Source organism: Rubrivirga sp., assembly GCF_049648075.1.
In the GTDB taxonomy this organism is placed as follows: Bacteria; Bacteroidota; Rhodothermia; order Rhodothermales; family Rubricoccaceae; genus Rubrivirga.
This window is the reverse complement of record NZ_JBARYR010000362.1, coordinates 1-3,341: the sequence shown is the minus strand read 5'-3', so window position 1 is coordinate 3,341 and position 3,341 is coordinate 1. Positions and strand designations below refer to the sequence as shown.

The following is a 3,341-nucleotide window of genomic DNA, read 5'->3' as shown; positions in this document are numbered from 1 at the left end:
ACATGGGAGGCACGCCGGGACGCCTGGGCACGACGTAAGGACCGTGCTCCGCCCCTCCGTGTTGTCCTCCCCGCTCTCGCCGTGCGCGGCGGGCGAATGCAGAGGCGGAAGAGACTTTCGCAGCCGGCCTCGAGGACGTATGGTCTCGCGACACCTCCGTATCACAGGATGGCGGTCGCGTCCCGAGCTCTCTGCGCTCTCACCCTTCTTCTCTGCTCACCGGGGTGCCGCTGGGGTCCGCCGCTGTGCATCTGGGAGGAGCGGAACACCCAAGGCGACCTCACGGTCGGCGACGTCCTTGAGGTTCACGCCGGGCAACTCGACATCATGAACGAGTGTGACCGCCCACCGCCGCCAGAGGTCACCTGGTCCTCATCCGAGCCGACCGTCGCAACGATCTCCGACGACGGTGTCATCGAGGCCGTGACCCCGGGCCACGCGGTCATCTCGGCGCGGTCCGGGCCGGCGCAGGCGCGATGGTCGATCGCCGTCGAGCCCTGATCGAACCTACCGGGACTCGACCTCGAGGACGCTAGCGCGCCCGGAGCTCGAACGGCACGAACACGCCGTCGAGCTTGTGGACGTGGCCGTCCTTCATCACGAACGACACGTCGAGCATGGCCGACGCGTCCTCGAGGGGGGCGCCCTGGACGGCGACGATGTCGGCGGCGAAGCCACGCTGAAGCGCGCCGAGCCGCTCGGTCTGGTTTAGCAGGTCGGCCGCGTTGACGGTCGCCGTGCGGAGCGACTCCATAAACGGCACGCCGACCTCCTCCATGTAGACGAACTCCAAGGCGTTGCGGCCGTGGCGGAAGACGCCGGCGTCGGTGCCGAACGCGATCGGGACGCCGGCTTCGTAGGCGCGGCGGAACGTGTCCTGGATGAGCGGGCCGATGGTCAGCGACTTCTGGGTCACGACGGGCGTGTAGTAGCCCTCGATGCGGGCCGAGTCCGCGACCGACTTGCCGGCCGTGATCGTCGGCACCAAGTAGGTGCCGGCCTGGCGCATCATCGCCATCGTCTCGTCGGACATGTAGGTCCCGTGCTCGATGGACGAGACGCCGGCGCGGACGGCCATCTGCATGCCTTCGTCGCCGTGCGCATGAGCCGCGACGGTCAGGCCGCGGCTGTTGGCCGTTTCGATGATGGCTCGCATCTCGGCCTCAGAGAAGTGAGCGCCCGAGCCGTCGCCCTGGAGCGACAGCACGCCGCCCGTTGCCGTGAACTTGATCAGGTCCGAGCCGCGCCGGATCGCGATTCGGACGCCGCGGACCGCCGCGTCCGTCCCGTCCACGACGCCCTGCCGCTCGTCCGGCACGCCGACGATGTCCTCGCGGTAGCTATTGGTCGGGTCGGCATGGCCACCCGAGATCGACAGGCTCTTGCCGGCCACGAACATGCGCGGCCCCTCGACATCGCCGCGTGCGATGGCATCGCGCAGCGCGTAGTCCGCGCCCTCATCGCCGCCGACGTCGCGGACGGTCGTGAACCCGGCCATCAGCGTCGAGCGCGCAAACGCGACGGCCTGAAGAACGCGGTCGGCCGCGGTCAGGCGGAAGTCGTCGATGTAGCCGCCCTTGCGGCTCTCGCCCGTCAGGTGCGTGTGGCTGTCGATGAGTCCCGGCATGCACGTCGCGTCCCGCAGGTCGACGACGGCCTCGCGGTAGTCCGGGTCGTTCTCGAACGTCATCGGTGCGCGATACCCCTCGTTGATTTCGGACACGACGCCGTCCCGCACGACGACGGTCCGCTCGGTCATCGGCTCCATCGAGGTCGCCGGGTCGAGCAGCGTCCCACAATGGACGAGCGTGGTCTGGGCGAAGGCAGGCGCCGCGAGCGCGGCAGCGAGGACGAGAACAGTGCGCATGAGTCGAAAGGATCCGTGCCTCAGTCTACGCCCGTCCGCCCTCGAGGTCGACAGGCCTTCTCGCATCGATCCCCCCTCGAGGACGACGAAGCTTTCAGCCTTCGACGCGGACGTAGCCTCGATGCCCGAAAAACCGAACGTCGGTCTTGCCCAGCGCCTCACGCGCGTAGCGCACAGCCCGGTCGAACACGCGTCCTCGAGGTCGACGTCCGCCAAACCGGGCGTCCTGCCAGCGCATGAAGCTGATGCGCTTTGGCGTGTCGTCGTAGGCCCGTGCGATCAGAATGCGGCCCTCGTCCTCGGATCGGGAGATCGTCCCGACGTAGCGGTAGGAGAACTCGGCGCCGGGGTCCGAGTGATCGTCGAACCGCTCCTCCGTGACCGTCACGCCGTCGGCAGCGTCGCCTTGCGAGGGAGCCGAGCTGGGATCGCAGGTCGAACGGCGCGCGCGACGGGCACGGACGTCTCTTCGTCCTCGGGCCGCCAGTTGTGCAGGACCTCGAGGACGCCGTCGCGGTCCTTGAACTCCATCAGGCGCATCCGGAGCTGGCTGGCGCCGCGGTGGCCCTTAAAGTAGCCGCCGTACATCCGCCGCATCTCCAACACGCCTTTGCGCTCGCCGAGCCACGCGCACTTTAGCGTCAGGTGCTCGGCCACGACCGAGATCCGCTCCTCCCACGACGGCGGGTCGTGGACCTCACCGACCTCGAGGAAGCTCTTGGCCTCCCGGAAGATCCACGGGTTGCCGATGGCGCCGCGCCCGATCATCACGCCGTCGACGCCGGTCTGGTCGAACATGTCGCGGACGCGCTCCGGGCTCGAGGCATCGCCGTTGCCGATGAGCGGGATGTCACGGAGCGCGCCCTTGATGAGTGGCAGCCACTCCCAGCGCGCGTCGCCGCGATACATCTGAGCCCGCGTCCGAGCGTGGACTGCCAACGCCGCGACGCCGGTCGACTCGAGCATCCGGGCCACGTCCTCGATCTGGATCGACTCGTCGTTCCAACCCAGGCGCGTCTTGACCGTCACCGGCCTCGAGGACGCCTCGATCACGGCTTGGGTGATGGCCTCCATCTTGGGCAGGTTGCGCAGGATGCCGGCGCCGCCGTCCTTGCAGACGACCTTCTTGACCGGGCACCCGAAGTTGATGTCGATCAAGTCCGGGTTCTGGGCGTCCGCGATCCGGGCCGCGTCGGCCACCTGGTCGATCTCGCCGCCGAAAATCTGGATGCCGACGGGTCGCTCCTCTTCGTAGAACTCGAGCTTCTGGACCGAGCCCTGGGCGCCGTACGCGAGTCCGCCGGCCGAGATAAACTCGGTGTACAGCATGTCGGCGCCGTACCGCTTGCACAGAATGCGGAACGGCGGATCGGACACGTCCTCCATCGGGGCGAGGAGGAGCGGTTTGGTTCCGAGGTCGATGTCGGCGATGCGCATGTCGAAACCTACAGCGCCCGGTTAGCGCCGTCGAGGG

4 protein-coding genes are annotated in these 3,341 nt (G+C 68.3%); 1 reads left to right on the top strand and 3 read right to left on the bottom strand.

Annotation, left to right across the window (positions count from 1 at the left end; all coding sequences use genetic code 11):
* The first annotated feature begins 168 nt into the window (after nucleotides 1-168).
* Nucleotides 169-501, top strand: a complete 333-nt coding sequence (locus tag WBA11_RS10625; RefSeq protein ID WP_424520665.1) for an Ig-like domain-containing protein — start codon at nucleotides 169-171, stop codon at nucleotides 499-501.
* Nucleotides 502-532: 31 nt separating this feature from the next.
* Here the strand turns inward: WBA11_RS10625 and WBA11_RS10620 are convergent, their stop codons facing one another.
* The 3 genes from WBA11_RS10620 to dusB all read right to left on the bottom strand — a co-directional run bounded on the left by WBA11_RS10620 (nucleotide 533) and on the right by dusB (nucleotide 3,304).
* Entirely contained in the window at nucleotides 533-1,867 is a 1,335-nt protein-coding gene (locus WBA11_RS10620; RefSeq protein ID WP_424520664.1) for an amidohydrolase family protein, read from the bottom strand.
* Nucleotides 1,868-1,961: 94 nt separating this feature from the next.
* Nucleotides 1,962-2,255, bottom strand: coding sequence for a hypothetical protein (locus tag WBA11_RS10615; protein WP_424520663.1), 294 nt, complete (start codon nucleotides 2,253-2,255; stop codon nucleotides 1,962-1,964).
* Nucleotides 2,252-3,304 carry a tRNA dihydrouridine synthase DusB gene (gene dusB / locus WBA11_RS10610; RefSeq protein ID WP_424520662.1) on the bottom strand — a complete coding sequence of 351 codons (1,053 nt, stop codon included), beginning with the start codon at nucleotides 3,302-3,304 and terminating at the stop codon, nucleotides 2,252-2,254. Before dusB ends, WBA11_RS10615 begins: the two co-directional genes overlap by 4 nt.
* Nucleotides 3,305-3,341 lie beyond the last annotated feature (37 nt).